At 64.0% G+C, this 19,806-nt stretch carries 18 protein-coding genes; 8 read left to right on the forward strand and 10 right to left on the reverse strand.

Going from position 1 to position 19,806, the window contains the following annotated elements:
* Positions 1-25 precede the first annotated feature (25 nt).
* On the reverse strand, positions 26-3,583 hold the full coding sequence (locus ABR948_RS04060) for a helicase-related protein (RefSeq protein ID WP_428114153.1): 3,558 nt from the start codon (positions 3,581-3,583) through the stop codon (positions 26-28).
* A gap of 447 nt (positions 3,584-4,030) precedes the next feature.
* Positions 4,031-4,894, reverse strand: coding sequence for a DUF3108 domain-containing protein (locus tag ABR948_RS04065; protein WP_428114170.1), 864 nt, complete (start codon positions 4,892-4,894; stop codon positions 4,031-4,033).
* Between the two features lie 552 nt (positions 4,895-5,446).
* Between ABR948_RS04065 and rpmB the strand changes: the two genes are divergently transcribed.
* Positions 5,447-5,755: a 50S ribosomal protein L28 gene (gene rpmB, locus ABR948_RS04070; RefSeq protein ID WP_428114154.1), complete on the forward strand. Its 309-nt coding sequence runs from the start codon at positions 5,447-5,449 to the stop codon at positions 5,753-5,755.
* 118 nt (positions 5,756-5,873) lie between these two features.
* On the opposite strand, the gene ABR948_RS04075 is transcribed toward rpmB, so the two are convergent.
* On the reverse strand, positions 5,874-6,395 hold the full coding sequence (locus ABR948_RS04075; RefSeq protein ID WP_428114155.1) for a hypothetical protein: 522 nt from the start codon (positions 6,393-6,395) through the stop codon (positions 5,874-5,876).
* A 336-nt stretch (positions 6,396-6,731) separates the two neighbouring features.
* Here ABR948_RS04075 and ABR948_RS04080 point away from each other — a divergent pair, with 336 nt between their 5' ends.
* The 3 genes from ABR948_RS04080 (at position 6,732) to ABR948_RS04090 (ending at position 7,487) form a co-directional block, all read left to right on the forward strand.
* On the forward strand, positions 6,732-6,995 hold the full coding sequence (locus ABR948_RS04080; protein ID WP_428114156.1) for a DUF2171 domain-containing protein: 264 nt from the start codon (positions 6,732-6,734) through the stop codon (positions 6,993-6,995).
* Between the two features lie 97 nt (positions 6,996-7,092).
* Entirely contained in the window at positions 7,093-7,230 is a 138-nt protein-coding gene (locus ABR948_RS04085; protein ID WP_428114157.1) for a hypothetical protein, read from the forward strand.
* Between the two features lie 29 nt (positions 7,231-7,259).
* Complete coding sequence (locus ABR948_RS04090; protein WP_428114158.1) at positions 7,260-7,487, forward strand: hypothetical protein; 228 nt, start codon at positions 7,260-7,262, stop codon at positions 7,485-7,487.
* A 34-nt stretch (positions 7,488-7,521) separates the two neighbouring features.
* On the opposite strand, the gene ABR948_RS04095 is transcribed toward ABR948_RS04090, so the two are convergent.
* Positions 7,522-7,722, reverse strand: a complete 201-nt coding sequence (locus tag ABR948_RS04095) for a hypothetical protein (protein WP_428114159.1) — start codon at positions 7,720-7,722, stop codon at positions 7,522-7,524.
* Positions 7,723-8,055: 333 nt separating this feature from the next.
* On the opposite strand from ABR948_RS04095, the gene ABR948_RS04100 reads away from it, so the two are divergent.
* From ABR948_RS04100 to ABR948_RS04110, 3 genes are all read left to right on the forward strand, one after another.
* On the forward strand, positions 8,056-8,454 hold the full coding sequence (locus ABR948_RS04100) for a DUF6156 family protein (RefSeq protein ID WP_428114160.1): 399 nt from the start codon (positions 8,056-8,058) through the stop codon (positions 8,452-8,454).
* A gap of 1,067 nt (positions 8,455-9,521) precedes the next feature.
* On the forward strand, positions 9,522-10,544 hold the full coding sequence (locus ABR948_RS04105) for a Bug family tripartite tricarboxylate transporter substrate binding protein (protein WP_428114161.1): 1,023 nt from the start codon (positions 9,522-9,524) through the stop codon (positions 10,542-10,544).
* Positions 10,545-10,749: 205 nt separating this feature from the next.
* The gene (locus ABR948_RS04110; RefSeq protein WP_428114162.1) at positions 10,750-11,436 is read left to right on the forward strand and encodes a cyclase family protein; all 687 of its coding nucleotides are present in this window, start codon (positions 10,750-10,752) and stop codon (positions 11,434-11,436) included.
* 201 nt (positions 11,437-11,637) lie between these two features.
* Here ABR948_RS04110 and ABR948_RS04115 read toward each other — a convergent pair whose 3' ends face one another.
* From ABR948_RS04115 to cobS, 5 genes are all read right to left on the reverse strand, one after another.
* Positions 11,638-12,750, reverse strand: coding sequence for an NADH:flavin oxidoreductase/NADH oxidase (locus ABR948_RS04115; RefSeq protein ID WP_428114163.1), 1,113 nt, complete (start codon positions 12,748-12,750; stop codon positions 11,638-11,640).
* A gap of 84 nt (positions 12,751-12,834) precedes the next feature.
* Positions 12,835-13,803, reverse strand: a complete 969-nt coding sequence (locus tag ABR948_RS04120) for a Bug family tripartite tricarboxylate transporter substrate binding protein (protein WP_428114164.1) — start codon at positions 13,801-13,803, stop codon at positions 12,835-12,837.
* A gap of 62 nt (positions 13,804-13,865) precedes the next feature.
* Positions 13,866-14,900 (reverse strand): esterase-like activity of phytase family protein, encoded by a 1,035-nt coding sequence (locus ABR948_RS04125; RefSeq protein ID WP_428114171.1) that lies wholly within the window; start codon positions 14,898-14,900, stop codon positions 13,866-13,868.
* A gap of 93 nt (positions 14,901-14,993) precedes the next feature.
* Positions 14,994-16,907: a cobaltochelatase subunit CobT gene (cobT, locus tag ABR948_RS04130; protein WP_428114165.1), complete on the reverse strand. Its 1,914-nt coding sequence runs from the start codon at positions 16,905-16,907 to the stop codon at positions 14,994-14,996.
* A 90-nt stretch (positions 16,908-16,997) separates the two neighbouring features.
* A complete protein-coding gene (cobS, locus tag ABR948_RS04135; protein ID WP_428114166.1) occupies positions 16,998-18,008 on the reverse strand; it encodes a cobaltochelatase subunit CobS in 1,011 nt (336 codons plus the stop codon).
* Between the two features lie 313 nt (positions 18,009-18,321).
* On the opposite strand from cobS, the gene ABR948_RS04140 reads away from it, so the two are divergent.
* Positions 18,322-18,996, forward strand: coding sequence for a DedA family protein (locus tag ABR948_RS04140; RefSeq protein WP_428114167.1), 675 nt, complete (start codon positions 18,322-18,324; stop codon positions 18,994-18,996).
* A 50-nt stretch (positions 18,997-19,046) separates the two neighbouring features.
* Here ABR948_RS04140 and ABR948_RS04145 read toward each other — a convergent pair whose 3' ends face one another.
* Positions 19,047-19,709: a J domain-containing protein gene (locus ABR948_RS04145; RefSeq protein WP_428114168.1), complete on the reverse strand. Its 663-nt coding sequence runs from the start codon at positions 19,707-19,709 to the stop codon at positions 19,047-19,049.
* Between the last annotated feature and the right edge of the window lie 97 nt (positions 19,710-19,806).

Consider the following 19,806-nt stretch of genomic DNA (forward strand, 5'->3'; position numbering starts at 1 on the left):
AAATAGCGAGAAAACAGGATCCGTGTCAGCGATCCTTGCGGTTGGCGGTGAGCTGTTCCTTGAGCGCCGCCAGTTTGGCAAAGGGCGAATTGGGATCGACCGGGCGATCGCGTTCACGCGGCGCGGCGCTGGTCGCATATTGCCGGTGCGACGGCCCGCCGCCCGAGCGGCCGTCACGGTCGCCCTTGTCGCGACCACCCTTGTCACGGCCACCCTTGTCGCGGCCGCCGCCGAATTTGCCCTCGAACTTGCCTTTGGGCCGGTCACTCTTGGGCCGGTCCTGGTCGCCGCGATTGTCGTTGCCTTTGCCCTGATAGCGCTCGCGCGGCGGACGGCCACTATTATCCGCGCGCGGCTCGCCAACCACCGGCGCGCCATCCGCGGCAACCGCCACGGCCTCGGCCGGCGCATCGGTGCGGGGCTTTCTGAAATCATTATTGCGGTCGCGCCGTCCGCGCCGATGCCGCTCGTGTTTGGCGCCTTCGCCAGCCTCGCCGGCGACGGCCTCGCCCGCGGCGGCAGGCTGGGCTCCCTCCGCAGGACGATTTTGGTGACGGGGACGGTTGCGATCATGGCGCTGCGGCCGGCGCTCTTCCGAGCGGCCGCCGGGCCGCCAGACCTCGACCAGTTCAGGCGCGGCAACCATCTCGGGCGCGGTTTCCGCCGCGCTGGCTTCCGCCGGTGCGGCATCGCCGACAACAGCCGTCTCAGAAATTGTCTCGGCGACGGCGTGATCCTGCGGCGTATCCTCAGCGCCTTGGGCTTCGACGGCGACTTGCGCGGTCTCGGCGACGGCCTGCGCGGTCTCGGCGACGGCCTGCATGGTCTCGGCGACGGCCTGCGCGGGCTCGCTCGCAATCGGCGAGACCTCAGGCAGCAACGTCGCCGTCGGCGCGACGCTCTCGTCGCTGGCCACGGGCGCATCATGGGTGACGGCAGCGGTCTCGGTGGTCTCTGTCGCTGCGGTCTCGATCGCTGCTGTCTCATGAGCGACCGCAGGTTCGACGGCAACTGCGTCTGCAGTTACTGCAGCGCTCTCTATTGTCGCATCCGCAATCGCTTCCACCGGCGTCTCGGCCGCAGCCGCCTCGGCCACCACGGGCTTCGGCGGCAGCGGCGGGCGGCGCTCCATGCGATAGCCCAATGCGCGCAGGATCGAGGCGAAATCCTCGCCGGCCGATCCCGTCAGCGACGTCATCGCCTGCGTCACCACAAAGCCGCGGCCATCGAACGCGCCGGCGGGCTTTTCGCCCAATGAACCTTCACGCCACGACAGCGCCGGCCGAATGAGATCGGCCAGACGCTCCAGAATATCGACCCGCACCGCGCGTTCGCCGCATTGCCGGTAGCCCAGCACACGATAGGCATCGCGGTTGAGCAGCTTGTCGACCGCAAACGAAGTGCGGCCTGATCCTGCGAGATGCTGCGCGCCCGACAGCGCCGACATATCGACATTGTCCTGCTTCTGCGCCCACAGCAGCGAGGCCAGCGCGCGCGCCGCCGGCTTCAACAGCGGCGGCACATAGATGTGATAGGCGCCGAACCGCACGCCGTATTTGCGCAGCGCCGCCCGCGACGGCTGATCGAGATCCTTCATCTCGGCCGCGATCTTCGCGCGCTCCAGCACGCCGAGCGCCTCGATCAGCTGAAACGCGATGCCGCGCCCGATCCCGGTGATGTCCTCGGCCTTGGCGAGATCGAACAGCGGCCCCAGCAGCTTCTCGATATGCGTCTTCAGCCACAGATCGAGCCTGGTCTGGACTGATTCGCGCGGCGCGCCGTTCAAACGCTCGTCGGAAATGATGCGCAGGCGCGGATGCAGCGCGTCGTCGGCCGCCACCAGCTTGGCGACGGCGTCGCCGGTCCAGCGCAGCGTGCCATCCGAGGCCAGCACGAACTGATCGTCGGGGGCGGCCGCCAGTTTCTCGGCGCGCGCCTCGATTTCCCCGGCCAGCGCTTTGAGCGCGGTGGCCTGCAGCGCCTTGGCGTCGGAGCCGGCCTCCGCCGCGTCAGGTGCAAAGGTGAATCCATCGAGCCGGCCAATCACATGGCCTTCTACGATCACTTCGCCGGTCTTGCCGATTTCCGTATTCAACATCGTGTTTTCCCGCAGGCGGCGCATCAATACACTGGTACGGCGATCAACGAAACGCTCCGTGAGCCGTTCATGCAGCGCATCGGACAATTTATTTTCAACTTCTCGCGCAATTCCTTGCCAATGCTCGGGGTCGGCCAGCCAGTCCGGACGGTTGGCGACAAAGGTCCAGGTGCGGATTTGCGCGATCCGGCCCGATAAAGTGTCGATATCGCCGTCGGTGCGATCGGCCTGATCGACCTGGGCGGCGAACCAGGCATCGGGAATCCGGCCCTTTTGCATCAGAAAACCGAACAAAGTCGTGACCAGTTCCGCATGCGCGGCCGGCGCGATCTTGCGGTAATCCGGAATCTGGCAGGCGTCCCACAGCCGCTCGACCGCGGCGGCGCCATGCGCCATCCCGCGCACATCGGCGTCGCGGGCCGCATGATCGAGCACGCGCAGATCTTCGGCGATCGGGGCACGGGTCAAGGCTTCGTGCGTGGGCGACAGCGCCAAAGACACCTGCAGCGCGCCCAGCGAGGAAAAATCCAGCTTCGAATTGCGCCATTGCAGCACTTTGACGCTCTCGAAGGTATGATTCTGCAGCGCGTTGACCAGTTCGGGCTCGAACGGCGCGCAGCGCCCGGTGGTTCCAAACGTGCCATCGCGCGTGGCGCGGCCGGCACGGCCGGCGATCTGCGCGAATTCGGACGGATTTAAGCGGCGGAACTGATAGCCGTCATATTTGCGGTCGGAGGCAAAAGCCACATGATCGACGTCGAGGTTGAGGCCCATCCCGACCGCATCGGTCGCGACCAGATAATCGACATCGCCGGACTGGAACATCGCGACCTGCGCGTTGCGTGTGCGCGGGCTCAGCGACCCCAGCACCACCGCGGCGCCGCCGTGCTGGCGGCGGATCAGTTCGGCGATCGCGTAGACCTCGTCGGCCGAGAACGCGACAATTGCAGTACGTCTTGGTTGCCGCGTGATCTTGCGGTCGCCGGCGAATTCGAGCTGCGACAGCCGGGGCCGGGTCACGATCGAGGCGCCGGGCAACAGCCGCTCGATGATCGGGCGCATCGTGGCCGCGCCCAGCAACAAGGTCTCATCGCGGCCGCGCCGATGCAGGATGCGGTCGGTGAAGACATGGCCGCGCTCGAGATCGGCCGCGATCTGGATTTCATCGACCGCGAGAAACGACACGTCGAGATCCCTGGGCATCGCCTCGACGGTGGAGACCCAGAACCGCGCCTTCGGCGGTTTTATCTTTTCTTCGCCGGTAATCAGCGCGACCGAATCGGCGCCAACGCGATCGACGATCTTGTTGTAGACCTCGCGCGCCAGAAGCCGCAGCGGCAGGCCGATCACGCCCGAGGAATGCGCCAGCATCCGCTCGATCGCCAGATGGGTCTTGCCGGTATTGGTCGGCCCGAGCACGGCGGTAACCCCGGCGCCGGGGGCCCGTCCGTTAGCAAGCGTGGGCGGAGATGACGAATAGACCATGTTTTATTGGGTTTTCTGCGTCGCTGGAATAAGAGGGGTGTATCACTTTGCGACGCCGGTGAGGTCGCGGCTTAAGCTCTGGAACGAGTCCGGAACGAATCGCGCCCGAATCGGCGCCTGATCTGCACTCCGGCTTCGTTCACCGCAACATCTCGCGCTGAGCCCCCATGGCGGCACTAGATCAAGTTTGTCGCGGCTCGACAAGGGCGGGTTCGGCGTTGAAATCCTTAAGTTTGCGGACAGCTCGGAGTCGAATCAGAAGTGAGGAAGAGTCAACAGGGATTCGGTGGGTCTCCTTCACCTGTCGTCCCGGCGAACGCCGGGACCCATACCGCGTGATCTCCGAGGTGGCCGACGTCGCCAATAGTTTGCTTCAACAATTCCCGCCGGTGGTTATGGGTCCCTGCTTTCGCAGGGACGACGCATACATAAAGCATCAGAAGCCGCTCACTGCGTCTTCGCGACCCGCGGCGGCGTCGCCGTGGTGATGAACTGCGTGGCTTCCAGCATCGCGGTGCCGAGCGGGGTCGGGATCACCATCCGGAACGGCACCAGGACGCGGGTTCCCGCCACCGGCGCGAATGCGATCTCGATGTTGCGCTGGGCGGCGAGATATTTGATCACGGCGCGATCGGGAATGTAGCCCGCGATCGGCGTGAAATAGACCGCGCACACCACCACCGGGCCCTGATAGCCCTTTTCGGCCTTGACGGTTTCCATGCGCTTGAAATCGAGTTTCAGGTCGTAGCGCATCCGGCCGTCGAAGATCGCGGCACCGGTGTGGCAGGCCTCGGGGCTGAGCGGATCGCCGGTGCCGGGCACCCGCAGCATCGATCCCGTCATCGGATCGAGCACGCCGCGGCGATGCGCGTCGGTGACCGGCAGCCGGTCCGGATCGACCGGCGGTTCCGGATCGATGCCGTATTCCTTGATGGTGCCGTTGAGCAGCACCATGTGGATCGACTCGGATTTTTTCGGGGTCGTGGTCGAGGCGGTATAATTGGTCGACACCAGCACGCCATTGACGACGCGGCCCAGCGCCGCCCCGGTGCCGGAACCGGCGGCGAACGCCTTCAGCAATCCCGAGGTGCCCCCAGCCGCGGCGGCGGAAAACTGGTCGTCGGCGATATCGATGGCCCAGGAGCCCTTGCCGACGGAAATGCCCGCCAGCGTCGCCTCATAATGCGCCTCGAGCCTGCCCTGCGCGCGGGCGGCATCCGATAGCCCCGCGAACAGCCCGGAAAACAGCAAAATACCGGCGCACAGGCTGCCCAACATCGCCAGCGCCTTGCGGGCCGGCCGGGGCGACATCATGCTGTGCGTAACCACCTGCGGTACAATCCTCACACCAAGCGCAATCCAAAGCATTCATTTAAGCCAAAATACCCGGCGCACAACGAATATACCCAAAGCAAGCACAACTACCGGCGCGCTTTTGCGACAAATCCCGCCAAACCGGCGGACGCGCGCGCGGAACCCATGATGTCGGTGGCGAATACGCCGTTTATATGATGCATAAAGCCGGCTTCTGGTTGTTCCGGAACGCGTTTTTGTGACGCGGGTTTGCACCGCGCGATGGGTTCCGCCCCTTCACCTCTCCCCTTGTGGGAGAGGTCGGATCGCATCAAAGATGCGATCCGGGTGAGGGGTTACGGTCCATCGATAGACCTGCCCCCCTCACCCCAACCCTCTCCCACAAGGGGAGAGGGGGCGCACTTTCCGGGCCTTCAAAACCCCGCAAACCTTGACGCCCCGCCTCCCTGCCCCTATACGTCCGCGGTTCCCTGAATGGGCGTGATTTTGAACCCTTGGCGCCGACCCCTTATGCGGGACGGAAGCCGGGATGGAAGAGGATTTCTTGCGATGTCGCGGCGCTGCGAACTGACGGCCAAGGGCCCGCTGGTGGGCCACAAGGTGAGCCACTCCAATATCAAGACCAAGCGCCGGTTCCTGCCGAACCTGTGCAACGTCACCTTCATTTCCGACGCGCTCGGACAGAACGTGCGCCTGCGCGTCTCCACCAACGCGATCAAGAGCGTCGACCACCGCGGCGGCCTCGATGCCTTCCTGATCAAGGCCAAGGCCGACGTGCTGTCGCCCCGCGCGCTGGACCTGAAGCGCAAGATCGAGAAAAAGATCGCCGCCTCCGCGCCGGTCGCGAAGGCGAGCTGAGCTTCTCGCTTCAAGCGGGTTTGGGTTTGAGAGTTTTGAATGGCCGGGTCGAAAGACCCGGCTGTTTTTGTTAAGTAGTCACCATTCCAAATCACAGGACCGTGCAAAAACCGAAGCCCTAATTGTCAGCGGCGATTTTGGCGTCAGGAACACCGATCGCAGGCTGGCAGATTGGACAATCTTTTCGGAATGCTACTCCGGAAAGAAATACGCTCTCCGGTCGGAATGGGCTCAAATATACTTGCTGCTGCTCGTTTATAGGGATCGGTTGGCCGACCGCGTGTCGCGCAAGATAGGCGGCAGCCAACAAGCCGGCCCAGAAAGAGACGCAAGCTGTCGTGGGGATCAATCCATTATCCGGATCGTCTTTATCGTGAAGGCAGCGTGCGCAAGCGAGCCCTTCTGAATGGAACGAAGCCATTGCTGACCAGTGACCCGTCGCACCGATGATGAGCCATTCTGGCTTGGCTTGCTGCACAGCCCAACGCGTCGGAATGTGGTCTACGCCAACGACCACCGTAGGCGCGAGTGGCCCAATGCTCTCGATATGGTCGGCATCGTAAAGTTGAAGCAGCGATTGGAAGCGCAACCCGCTCCCCAGCATTTCAGCAAGGTCCGGCGCTTTCGGCACTCTGAACATTTCTCTGCTTTGTCACTCTCATATAGACACTCCCCTTCCTTCCGCTCCGAAGAAAATGTGCTGTTCGCATGGCTACGCCTGGGGGAGTTAGAAGCCGCAAAAATATCGATGAAAGAATACGATCGTGCAGCCTTCATAAAGGCGCTTCTCGCAATTCGAGCGCTAACAACGAGTACGGTAGAGGAGTTCTATCCACGCATGGTGAGGCTTTGTGCGGCGGCAGGTGTAGCGTTCATAGTACTTCCTCCCTCGCCATCACCGCACCGCGGCGCCGCATCCATCGGAACCCGCCCCGTCCCCGCGCGTTAGCCTCATGACATGGCCCCGGGAGTAAAGATGATGGACATCAGCGAACACATGGAAGTCGTCGACGCCAACGACCAGCATGTCGGCATTGTCAAAAGCATCGACGGCGACCGCATCCGTCTGGTCGGGAAAGATGCCCTCGACCCCAAGCATCCCTTCATCGACAAAAGCCAGGTCGCGGCTGTCGAGCACAACAAGGTCAGGCTGGCGCAGAAAGTATCGGCGATCACAACCCGGGCGTTCGTCTCTCCCGACCGGCCCGACAAGGGCGAGCCCAAAAAGCCGGGCGGCTGACCGGCTGGCGCACGGATGGTTACCCATATCCCGTGAACCTTCTCCGCCCTCACCGACTCCAATTGCAGTTCCGCCTGCAACGTGAGAGCATCACGCCATGGACCTCGCGATCCTGCATGTCACCGTATTCAGTCTCGCGGCGCTGACCGGGCGCCTGCTGCTGGCGCTCGTCGAAGCGCCGGAATCCGCGAGCCCCGATTTACCGGCCGTTAACCATAAGATCGTAACCAGTTAACGCAGCGCGTTTCCCGGGGGAGTACGATCATGGTCTCAGCCGTCAACAACAGCCAAAGCGTGTTCGCTCCGCCGCAACCGGCGTCGTCATCCAGTTCCTCGGCGGCCTCGAGCGGCGCGTCGTTCCAGCAGGCCGTCAGTCAATATACCCAGGATACCACCAGCGGCGTCGGCGGCGGCACTTCCTCCAGCGCAAGCAATTCGTCGCAACCGCTGAGCAGCGACCTGATGTCGACGCTGCTGCAAATGCAGTCCTGACGAAGGACGGCCCGGCGTGCCGGACGCCCTCCAGCTATTTTTTCGACATGGCGTCCCGCGCCGTGACCAGCCTGTCGAGCTCCGCCTGCTGCTGGGCAATGCGCCCCGACGTCCGTTCTTCATCCTGCGCGCCCGAAGACCCGGCTGCCTGTTCGACCAATTGTCGGATGTTGTCCCTGAGCACCGCGATGCGGTCGTTGAGCTCGGTTAGCGAAAGCGAATTGTCGTTGCTCATGTGATTCCCTTGGATGTGACGGATTTAAGGCCCGCGCCAGCGCATACGATGGTATCGGCCCGGCTGAATTGCGCCTAATCAAAGTTGCCGGCAAGGGCGGGATGCGGCGCACGATCTCTCGTCGTCCCTGCGAACGCAGGGACCCATAACCACAGGCGTCAGTGGTTAGGCGAAGTCGTCGAACAGCGCGTCTTACAACGAACGACACGGCGTATGGGTCCCCGCTTTCGCGGGGACGACGAGTGATTATCACCACGCCGGCATCGCCGTGAACCTTCCTCGCCTTCGCGAAGTCCAATGGCGGTCCCGGTTCAACGGTGAGCCCGCCCCGCCATGACATTCTGGATCCTGCTGCTGACGCTGGGCGGCCTTGTCGCGCTGGCGCGGCGTCTGGTGCTGGCGCTCGCCAGGAAAGATCACGATCCGGTCGAATATTACCGGGGCTGGCGCGGCTACCGGCATCCGATCAAGCTCGAGAACCGGATCACCCGGCAGGAGGCGGATGTGATCACCGCGCAAGGCGCGGCCTATCTGATCGGCTATTACAGCGATGACGGAAAACTGACCCGCGTCGTCAAGTTCCTCCGCGGCGAGTTCTTCTTCGAATATCTCTACAGCTACCATCCCAACGGCCGGCTGAAGAGCGCCCGCATCACCCGCCGCGACCGCGTGACGTTGCTGGAATATGACGCGCGCGGGCGGCGGGTGTCGGACGACAGCACTGCGTTTTGAGGGGATGGGGGTGCGGGACGATGAGGATGTCGTCATCGCGAGATAGTGCAAGAACGCATCACACCTTCAGTCGTCGTCGCCCGGCTTGACCGGGCGATCCAGTATTCCAGAGACGATGGTGAAGAATCGAGAGGCCGTGGCGTACTGGATACCCCGCATGCGCGGGGTATGACGGCTTTCTCGTCATTGCGAGGAGCCAACGGGTCGCGCGAATGCGCGCCCGATGACAGGCTCCGCGACGAAGCAATCCACGCTTGCTTCCATGTTGCTGCATGGATTGCTTCGCTTCGCTCGCAATGACGATGCTTCATCACCGCCACCCGACTTGCCCGACGGGCAACCACAGCAACGGCGTGTGCGTCCCTTTCCGCCTGTCGAGTCCCCTTCGCAAAAATAATTTTCTTCGCGGCTGACGCAAATCAGTTGCATATCGTCGGTCGTCCCGCCCTCACAAGAGGGGCGTATCGCGATCGTCACGGACGTTGGGTGCGGGATGCGGTGGACGCTTGGTGCTGCAGACGTACAGCGCTCAAAGCGGACGGCGAAGTCGTGTGGTCCTGACGCCCCGACGCTGGCGTTCAAGTCTCGCGGAAGTGTCCGCGAGGCGATGGTGACAACCAAGCCCGGTCACCAGGGAGAGCACGAAGCAAGCCGTTAAAACCATTGCGCGGGGAATGCCGGGCGTTTTCCGGTGTGACCGTGGTGACTAACGCGCGTGTTTACTACACTACACGCGCGGCTGCGGGCGCATCGGGCGCCCGGCATTCCCTGCGCCCTCTGTTGTGAGGGCGGGAAGTTCCAGCAAACCTCGGGCGCATCGCGCCGCGAGAAGGCGGCGGTGTGGCTGCGCTCCATCCACGCGTCGTCCCCGCGAACGCGGGGACCCATACGCCGTGTCGCTTGTTATGAGATTGGCTGTTCGACGCCTTTGCCCAACCCCTAACACCTGTGGTTATGGGTCCCTGCGTTCGCAGGGACGACGAGAGATGGTACGTCCAAACGAAAGGCTCGAATAAAGCCGCAGACTGTGGTGAGATAAATAAAAGCCGCCCGCCGGGAGAGAAAAAATGTCCGAAGAAATACCCGAGGAAAAATACCCCCATCGCTCGCGCCGGCAGGTGCTGCGCGCCGCAGGCCTCGCGATCGGCGCGGCGGCGACTTCACAACTGCGTGTCAGCGGCGCCCGCGCCGCCGGCTACCCGGATCGGCCGATAAAAATCGTCGTGCCGTTCGCGCCGGCGGGGCCGACCGACATTATGGCGCGGATCCTGGCACAGCATCTCGCGACCTCCCTCGGCGGCAATATCATCACCGAGAACCGATCCGGCGCCGGCGGCAATATCGGCATCGGCTACGTGGCCCATGCCGAGCCGGACGGCTACACGCTGCTGGTCACGTCCAGCGCCTATGTCGTCAATCCCGGGCTCTATGCCAAAGTGCCCTACGATCCCACTACCGATTTCGCGCCGATCGCCGAACTCGGCACCTCGCCGAATGTGATCCTGGCCGATCCCAGGCTCGGCATCACCACGATCGGTGAGTTGATCGCGCGCGCCAAGGCGCATCCCGACGAGCTCAATTACGCCAGCCCCGGCGCCGGCACCACGCCGCATCTGTCCGGCGAATTCCTGAAGATCGCCGCCGGCATCGATATCACGCATGTGCCGTTTTCCGGCGCGATGCCCGCGATCCAGGCGCTGCTCGGCGGCGTCACCCAGCTCGCGGTCGCGGCCCTGCCGCCGGCGCATCCCTATATCGAATCCGGCGCGCTGAAAGCGCTGGCCGTCACCGGCGCGCATCGCTGGTTCGATCTCAAGGACGTGCCGACCATGGTCGAACTCGGCTACCAGAATTTCATCGCCGAGACCTTTCAGGCGCTGCTGGCGCCGGCCAAAACCCCGCCCGAGATCGTCGCGCGGCTGGCGGCGCAATCGATCGAGGTGCTGCAGCGCCCGGAGATTCGCGAACAACTGCTCAACAACGGTTTCGAGGTGATCGCCAACGGCCCCGACGGCCTGCGCCGGCGCATCGCCATCGAGGTCCCGAAATGGCGCGACATCATCGCCAGGGCCGGCATCAAGCCGGTGTGATGGGGGATTTTGTGATGAACGATGCAATCCCGTCGTCCCTGCGAACGCAGGGACCCATACGCCGCGGCTTATCGATTTGGACGATGTGGCAGTCGCCTTGCTTCCTAACCGACACCTGTGGTTATGGGTCCCTGCGTTCGCAGGGACGACGCGTTTAGTTCACCGGAATGACAGCAAGACCAATTGATCCAGGAAAGGACCCCTCGTGAAGATCGTCGACCTCTCTCGTGAGCTCTACCACCGCACGCCCAGTTATCCCGGCCATTCCGCCATCATCCACGGCGTCTGGAAGACCCACGAGGAATCCTTCGCCGATGGCGGCAATGTGCATGGGCTGGCGTCGATGTATATCGCGATGCCCGATCACGCCGGCACCCACATCGACGCGCCGCTGCATTTCGACAAGACCGGCCAGCCGATCAACGAATATCCGCTGGAAAACTGCATCGTGCCCGGCATCTGCCTCGATCTGCGCCACATCGCGCCGCGCGCCGAGATCACGCCGGCCGATCTCGAGGCCGCGGTGAAGAAGGCCGGCGTCGAAATTCCGAAAGGCGGCACCGTGTTGCTGTGCACCGGCCATCACGAGCGAACGTTCCCGCGCAAGGAATACGGCACCGAGAATTCCGGCGTCAATGTCGCGGCCACGCGCTGGCTCGCCGGCCACGGCATCGTGCATTTCGGCATCGATTCGATGCGGCCGGGGCCCGAGGGCCGTGAGAATCTGCTGGTGCACAAGGCCTGCTTCGAGCTCGGCATCACCCACATCGAGAGCCTGTGCAATCTCGAATCAATCCTCGGCGAAGGCCCCTTCACCTTCATCGGCCTGCCGATGAAATGGCGCGGCGGCACAGGTTCGCCGATCCGCGCGGTCGCCGTGTTCGGGATGTGAGGTGGGGATGGGGCAATGCATCACTGTCATTCCCGGGGCGATGCAAATTTCCTTCGTCATGGCCGGGCTTGACCCGGCCATCCACGTCTTGCTTCTGCAGTCAGAGACGTAGCCCGGATGAGCGAAGCGAAATCCGGGGACCGCGCCACGTTGAGTCCCGGATGTCGCTTCGCTCATCCGGGCTACGGGTCGCGCTCCCCCTCACCGCGCCCCGAACGTAGTGGCGCCGAACAGTTCCTTGTGGGTCGAGGGCTGCGAGCGCCAGTATTGCGGCGGGGCATCGACATGGCCGCCGAGTTCGGCAGCGGCGTGCCAGCCCCAGCGCGGGTCGTAGAGCATGCCGCGCGCCAGCGCGACCATGTCGGCTTTCCCCGAGGTGACGATCTCCTCGGCCTGCTGCGGCTGCGTGATCAGCCCGACCGCCATGGTGGTGAGGCCGGTCGCTTCCTTGATCGCTTTCGCCATCGGCACCTGATAGCCGGGTGCGAGCGGAATTTTCTGCAGCGGCGACACCCCGCCGGAGGACGCATCGATCCAGTCGACGCCGCGCTTTTTCAACTCCAGCGCCAATATGATGGTCTGCATGATATCCCAGCCGCCGTCGACCCAGTCGGTCGCGGATACCTTGACGCCGACCGGCTTGTGGTCGGGAAACACCGCGCGCACCGCGTCGAACAGTTCCAGCGGATAGCGCATGCGGTTTTCGAGGCTGCCGCCATATTGATCGGTGCGCTTGTTGGCGATCGGCGACAGGAACTGATGCACCAGATAGCCGTGCGCGAAATGCAGCTCGAGCGCGTCGATGCCGAGCCGATCGGCGCGTTTGGCCGCCGCCACGAAGGCATCGCGCACGCGCGCCAGGCCCGGCGCATCGAGCGCCAGCGGCGCGGCTTCGCCTTCCTTGTGCGGCACCGCCGACGGCGCCACGGTCTGCCAGCCGCCCTCGGCGATCGGGATCAATTGTCCGCCGTTCCATGGGGTGTGGCTCGATCCCTTGCGCCCGGCATGGGCGAGCTGCATCGCCACCGCGGTCTTCGAACGCCTGCGCACCGAGGCCAGGATCGGCTTCAGCGCCGCTTCGGTGGCGTCGTTCCACAGCCCGAGGCAGCCCGGCGTGATGCGGCCGATGGCTTCCACATGGGTGGCCTCGATGCAGAACATCGCCGCGCCCGACAGCGCCAGCGAGTTGATATGCGTAAAGTGCCAGTCATTGGCCGCGCCGTCGTCGGCCGAATACTGGCACATCGGCGCCACCATGATGCGGTTGGGCAGGGCAAGGTCGCGCAATTGGATCGGGGAAAACAGGGCGCTCATGAGGGTGTCCTGATGGGAGGGAGGAGCCGGTGTGAGATTCCATCTAGGAACGCGCCGGGCGTTCCTCAACCGTGTCCGGTCAGGTTATGGCTGGATTCCCGCGGCCTTGATCACGGCCAGATAATCCGCGGTCTCGCGCGCCACGAAATCATCCATTTGCGCTGTGGTCATCGGCAGGGTTTCGATGCCGAGCTTCTTCAAACTGTCCTGCATCGCGGGCTCCGCCAGCAGCTTCTCGCCGGCGGCATGAAATTTCTCGATGATGTCACGCGGCGTCTTCGCCGGCATGAACACGCCGAGCCAGAACACGCTTTCGGCATTTTTCAGGCCGGCTTCCTGCGGCGTCGGCACGTCGGGCAGATCGGCGACGCGCTTGGGCGTCGACACCACCAGCGCCCGCACCCGGCCTTCCCTGATCAGCGGCAGCGCGGTCGCGAGCGGGCAGAAATAGAAATCGATCCGGCCGCCGAGAATATCGGCGATCACTTCGGCGCCGCCGCGATAGGGCACGTGGGTGGTCTCGATCCCGGCGGCGAGGCGGAATTTCTCGGCGCTGATATGCACCGCGCTGCCGACGCCGACCGAGCCGAACGAGATCGAGCCGGGTTTCGCTTTGGCATCGGCGATGAAATCCTGCACGGTTTTCCAGGGCCGCGTCGGCGGCACGATCATCACATTGGCGCCGGAGCCGATCATCAATACCGAGGCCAGATCTCTGCTGATGTCGAAGGTCAGCTTGGGATAAATCGCCGGCGCGATCGCCAGCGCCGAGGATTGGGCCAGAATGCTGTAGCCGTCGGGATCGGCCTTCACCACCATCGCGGTGCCGAGCGTGCCGCCGGCGCCGGGCCTGTTCTCGATCACGATGGACTGGCCGATTTCGGCCGAGAGCCGGTCGAGCACCAGGCGCGGCACCACATCGGCGGCGCTGCCGGCGCCGAACGGGATCGTCGCCCGGATCAGCCGCGACGGCCAGTTTTCCGCATGCGCGGTGGCGGCGGCGGTGGCGGACACCAGCGCGAGAATGCATATCGATCGGATGGAATGGCGCATCGCAACTCCGGCTTTCATCGAACTCAAAATGTTTGCAAGAAGCGTTCCGCCCATAATGGGCTTCACGCCACCAGCGTGAATTGCAGCAGCAGCGTGCGCTGGATCAGCGAGAAATTGTCGTCGGAGACCATCGTCAGCACGGTATCGCCCTCCGGCGTGACGTGGGCGTCGATGCCCTCCATGTTGTCGATCTCATCACCGAGATCGGCATCGAAGATCGAGGGGCCGTCGACCACCGCGCCCGGCGCCACCGAGGCCAGCGCGATGCGGCGGATGCGGATGCCGGCGCCGGAGAGCAGCGAGAATTTGCGCTCCAGCACCAGGAGGTCGCCGGAGGGCAGCAGCACGGCGTCGCTGACGTCGAATTCATTGGTGCGGCGAACGCTGAATTGTCCAGGCGAAGGCCCGCCGACCAGAAAGGCGATCAGATTGCCCTTGGCATCGAGGCCGCGCTCGGAGATCGCGATCAGCGTGCCCGCGAGCGGCATGCCCTTTGGCACGAACACCAGCGCTTCCAGCCCCTTGTTGAACGGCAGCTTGCTCGCCGCCGGCGGCAGCGGCACCACTTCGCCGCGCGCGCGGGTAAAGCCCTTGCTGAAATCGAAGCGCAGCACCTGGTTGACGCGCTCCAAACCGATATAGACAAAGGAGCCGTCGAGCGCGATCGATTCCGAATCGAACCAGCCGCGCGTGGTGATCGGTTTGCCGTCAGGCCCCAGCATCGGCGCCGCCTCGACCTCGGCAAGTCCGGTCAGGTCGCGGCCTTGATAGACGATGCGGCCGGTGAACCAGTTGCCCTTGTCGCTGAACGAAATGAAGCGTTCGCCCTTGGCGTCGAGCCGCAGGCCCGACAGTCCGCCAAAGCCCGGGAAACGCGAGGTCAGCACCAGCCCGCTGCGATATTCCAGCGCGCCGAACCGCAGATGCGCGTGGTCGTTTGGGTCGAAGAAAGCGATCGGCCGGGCATTGACCTCGATCGACGCCGCTTCGGTGAGCGGGAATTCATCCGGCGGCGCCGGTTTTGGCGGCGGCGCCGCCGCCGCATGCTGCGCCCGCGCGACACCAGGCAGCGCGATCGTCGAAAGCCCCGCCGCCATGGATGTCAGGAAGCCGCGGCGAGAGCGATCGCGAGATGGTTCACTCCTCATGGTGAAGAGGCGCGGGCGATCAATCATCTCGCTCCAATGATCTTACGAATGCAATCGGCGCTTGGGACCGGCCTTGCGGCCGGTCCTGGCGGGGGCGGCGCCGCTGGTCTCGCTGAACAGCTCGGCGAGCTTTTCGGTGATGGCGCCGCCGAGTTCTTCGGCGTCCACGATGGTGACCGCGCGGCGATAATAGCGCGTGACGTCGTGACCGATGCCGATCGCGATCAGTTCAACCGGCGAGCGGGTCTCGATTTCCTCGATGATATGGCGCAGATGCCGCTCCAGATAGTTGCCGGGGTTGACCGACAATGTGGAATCGTCGACCGGCGCGCCGTCGGAAATCATCATCAGGATCTTGCGCTGCTCGGAGCGGCCGAGCAGGCGCTTGTGCGCCCAGTCCAGCGCTTCGCCGTCGATGTTTTCCTTGAGCAGGCCCTCGCGCATCATCAACCCGAGATTCTTCCGCGCGCGGCGCCATGGCGCGTCGGCGGATTTGTAGATGATGTGGCGCAGATCGTTGAGGCGGCCGGGATTGGCCGGCTTGCCGGCGGCAAGCCACGCCTCGCGCGATTGCCCGCCCTTCCACGCCCGCGTGGTGAAGCCGAGAATCTCCACCTTGACGCCGCAGCGCTCCAGCGTGCGTGCCAGAATATCGGCGCAGGTCGCCGCCACCGTGATGGGGCGTCCGCGCATCGAACCGGAATTGTCCAAAAGCAGCGTCACCACGGTGTCGCGGAAGGTCGCTTCCTTCTCGTGCATGAACGACAGCGGATGATAGGGATCGGTGACCACCCGCGACAGCCGCGCCGGGTCGAGAATGCCTTCCTCGAGATCGAACTCCCAGGCGCGGTTCTGCTGCGCCATCAGGCGGCGCTGCAGCCGGTTCGCCAGCCGCGCGACGATGCCCTGCAGATGCGCGAGCTGCTTGTCGAGATAGCTGCGCAGGCGCTCCAGCTCATCATGGTCGCAGAGGTCTTCGGCCGCGATCACCTCGTCGAATTTCGGCGCGAACGCATGATATTCCGGCCCACGCGGCTCATTGGCGCCGCGCGAATTCTGCCGCGTCGCTTCGCCCGGCGTCTCGTCGTCGCCGAGTTCGCCGTCGTCGAACGTATCGCTGGTGGAAGCCTGCGCGCTTTCCATCGCGCTTTCCGACATTTCGTCCGAGGTGGCCTGGGCCTGATCGGCGCTCATTTCCTGCGCGGCGTCGCTGTCGGGTGAACCCTCGGCGCCGGACTGATCGTTCTCGCCGTCGCGGTTGTCGTCCTGGTTCTCGTCTTCATCGGCTTCGGCGTTGCGATCATCGCCGAGTTCGAGCGCGGTCAACAGATCATGCACCGCGTCGCCGAATTTCGCCTGATCCTCGGCAAGCCGGTCGAGCCGGTCGAGCCGCGCGCCGATCTTGTCTTCCAGCACCGGACGCCAGAGATCGACCATCTTGCGGGCCGCCGCCGGTGGCGCGAGGCCGGTCAGGCGTTCGCGCACCAGCATCGCCAAAGCGTCCGACAACGGCGCGTCGGCACGGTCGGTGATCTCGTCGAACTTGCCGCGATGGAAATGATCGTCGAGCATCGCGGTGAGATTTTTCGCAACCCCCGCCATCCGCCGCGAGCCGAGCGCCTCGACGCGGGCCTGTTCGACCGCTTCGAAGACGCCGCGCGCCTGCGGATTTCCCGGCATCAGCTTGCGGTGCACTTTCGGATCGTGGCAGGCCAGTTTCAGCGCGATCGAATCGGCATGGCCGCGCACGATGGCGGCATCGCGCCTCGTCATCTTGCGCGCCGGCTCCGGCAGCCGCGCCTTGCCCGGGGCGAGGCCGGGACGCTCGGCGGCGAACGTCACCTCAAGCTCCGGCGCCTTCGCGATCGCGCGCAGGCAGGCCGTCACCGCGCGCTTGAACGGCTCGGTCGGCGCTTCCTTCGATCCGGTGCGGAATTTGGAGTTCGACGTCGTCATTTCTGCCTCACCGCCATCCCCGCCTTCGCGGGGACGACCCTAGAGCATGATCTTTTCGGAAAACCGGTTCCCACTTTTCCGGATCATGCGCTAGCTCATCGCCACGTTCACCGACGACTCCGCAAGCTCGGCGTTGAAGCAGCGCTGGTAGAATTCAGCCACCAGCGGCCGTTCCAGCTCGTCGCATTTGTTGAGGAAGGTGACGCGGAACGCAAAGCCGATGTCGGAGAAAATCTCGGCGTTTTCCGCCCAGGTGATCACCGTGCGCGGGCTCATCACCGTCGACAGATCACCATTGGCGAAGGCGTTGCGGGTGAGGTCCGCCAGCCGCACCATCTTGTTGACGATGTCGCGCCCCTCCTGATTGCGATAATGATGCGCCTTGGCCAGCACGATCTCGACTTCCTCGTCATGCGCCAGATAATTCAGCGTGGTGACGATCGACCAGCGATCCATCTGGCCCTGGTTGATCTGCTGGGTGCCGTGATAGAGGCCGGACGTATCGCCAAGGCCGACGGTGTTGGCGGTCGAGAACAGCCGGAACGCCGGATGTGGCTTGATCACCTTGTTCTGGTCGAGCAGGGTCAGGCGGCCCGAAACCTCCAGCACGCGCTGGATCACGAACATCACGTCGGGACGGCCGGCGTCGTATTCATCGAACACCAGCGCGATATTGTTCTGCAGGGCCCAGGGCAGAATCCCGTCACGGAATTCGGTGACCTGCTTGCCGTCGCGCACGACAATGGAATCCTTGCCGACGAGATCGATACGGCTGATGTGGCTGTCGAGGTTGACGCGCACGCAGGGCCAATTGAGCCGGGCCGCGACCTGCTCGATATGGGTCGACTTGCCGGTGCCGTGATAGCCCGTCACCATGACGCGGCGGTTCTTGGCAAATCCGGCGAGGATGGCAAGCGTGGTGGCGCGATCGAAACGGTAATCCGCATCGACATCCGGGACATGCGGATCGACCGCGGAATAGGCCGGCACCTCGAGGTCACTGTCGATACCGAACACCTGCCGAACCGACACCTTCATGTCGGGCATACCGGCGGGCGCCCCAGCAGCTTCTTGCGATTTGGTCATGGCGGCGGTCGTCATCAATCCTCCGAGGTCTCGGACGCTCCCGAAACCAGATTTATGGTGTGGCTGCGGATGGGTGCTGCAGCAAACCTATCAGAGTGCCGCGGCGGGCAGAAGCCCGCGGCCCAATCAAAGTTCCGTTGCTATATCATCTAGATAGGTGCTGGGCCCGGTTTTTGGAGGGCTGCCCTGCGAATCACGCCGTACTTTCGCCGGCACAATCGGCCAGTCCGGCGCCACAAGATTGAGCTTGATGGCACTTTCCACCCGCGCCGCGAGTTATGTTAGGTCTGGTCCAAGGCCGGATCCCAGCCCCCTGCACAGGATTTTTGTGACTTCATTCATTGATCCATTGATTGCCTTCGTCTCGGCGCATGCCGGGCTTGCCTATCTCACGCTATTCCTTGCGGCCCTGCTGGAGGCCGTCCCCATCGTCGGCTCGGTGATTCCGGGGTCGACCATCATCTTTGCGCTGAGCGCGCTGGTGCCTGGTCACGAATTGCGGCTTGAGTGGGTGCTGGCCGCCGCGATCACCGGAGCGTTGCTTGGCGATGGATCGGCGTTCTGGATCGGACATCGCGCCCAGCGCGAAATCCTCAGCGCCTGGCCGCTGGCGAATTACCCGCGCGTGGTCGCACAGAGCGAGGCTTTTTTTCATCGCTGGGGCGCGTTAGCGGTGTTTTTCGCGCGCTTCGTGCCGCCGATCAGAGCCTTCGTGCCGGTCACGGCAGGCGCACTGGGGATGTCGCCGCCGATGTTTTATGCCGTCAACGTCCCCGCGATCCTGCTGTGGGCGCCCGTACATGTGCTGCCGGGCGTGCTGGCGGTATCGGCGCTGCACAGATACGGCGGATTTGCACCCCATGCCGGGCTCGCCAAGCATTACTGGATGCTGTTTGTGATCGGCAGCGCCTTGATTGTCGCGCTGACGGTCTGGGCAATCCGCCGCAGACAGGGCGGAGGCGTGATCGAGCCCGCCGCGGCGCCGGTTCGAAAGAACCCTTGACGGGGATTCCTGGCCCGTTGGCCGGGACGACTTCGGGACGGCCTGGAGCCTCAGCTCGCGCCGCGCACCACCGTCTTGAGGTAATTATACGCCTTGATGATTTCGATCAGGCGATCCTCGGTGGAGCGGTCGCCGCCATTGGCGTCGGGATGGTGCTGCTTCACCAGCGCCTTGTATTTGGCCTTGACGGTCTCGAGCGTCGCGTCGGCGCCGAGCCCCATCACCTGCAGCGCCTTGCGTTCGGCGTTGAAAATCTTCCGGGTTTCGACCTTGGTCTCGCCGGCGGCGCCGCCCGGACCCGGCCGCCAGCGGCCGCGGCCATTGAGCTCGCTGAACATGCTGAACGGATCGGACGCAGCTTCGAGGTCGGCCTCGGGGCTGCCCTTGCCCTTCTTGGCGCTGGTATTGGCGCCCATCTTCCAGGTCGGCCGATGGCCGGTCAGCGCATCCTTCTGGTAGCGCGCGACCGCGTCCGCATTCATGCCGGAGAAGAAATTATAGGACTGGTTATATTCGCGGACGTGATTGAGACAGAAGTGCCAGTATTCCTTGTCATTGGCCCGGCCCTTGGGCGCCCGGTGCGGCCCCTTGTTCTTGCAATCAGGCCATTCGCACATGGCGGATTCTTCACGCGCCTGCGCCTGCTGCTTGGCGCTCAGCTTGTTCGGTTTGATCCGGATGGAGTCGAAGAATTTTGATGAATCGATCGGCATGGCTGACTATGACAACGCAACGCGAAAAGCTTCAAGTCTTGACATTGCGAAACCCTCATTCCGATTTGCGCGGTTGACGAAACACCGTCACGGACGT

This window comes from Bradyrhizobium sp. (assembly GCF_050014615.1).
Lineage (GTDB): Bacteria > Pseudomonadota > Alphaproteobacteria > Rhizobiales > Xanthobacteraceae > Bradyrhizobium.